The sequence below is a fragment of the Pseudomonas sp. URMO17WK12:I11 genome, assembly GCF_007677725.1.
GTDB lineage: Bacteria > Pseudomonadota > Gammaproteobacteria > Pseudomonadales > Pseudomonadaceae > Aquipseudomonas.
This window is the reverse complement of record NZ_VEDF01000039.1, coordinates 1-458: the sequence shown is the minus strand read 5'-3', so window position 1 is coordinate 458 and position 458 is coordinate 1. Positions and strand designations below refer to the sequence as shown.

General features: G+C 47.8%; 1 rRNA gene. It reads right to left on the bottom strand.

Annotation, left to right across the window (positions count from 1 at the left end):
• Positions 1-294: 294 nt before the first annotated feature.
• Positions 295-458 (bottom strand): 16S ribosomal RNA (locus FS665_RS23150); the annotation flags it as partial.

The following is a 458-nucleotide window of genomic DNA, read 5'->3' as shown; positions in this document are numbered from 1 at the left end:
CGCTTCTTCACTTGACCATATAACCCCAAGCAATCTGGTTATACTGTGAAGACGACATTCGCCGAAAATTCGCACGTTGCTCTTTCGAGCAGAACTCACAAATTTTACCTTAGCCTGAATTCCAGCAGTGAAACTGGTCTTCAGTCTATTTCTATCACATATCCGAATTTTTAAAGAACGGTCTGACAAAAGTCAGAAATCAACATTCACCAGGAATGCTCATTTCTGAGTTCTGATCAGCAAATGAATCAAGCAATTCGTGTGGGAGCTCATCAGCAGGCTGATGTCGTCGATTAAGGAGGTGATCCAGCCGCAGGTTCCCCTACGGCTACCTTGTTACGACTTCACCCCAGTCATGAATCACACCGTGGTAACCGTCCCCCCGAAGGTTAGACTAGCTACTTCTGGTGCAACCCACTCCCATGGTGTGACGGGCGGTGTGTACAAGGCCCGGGAAC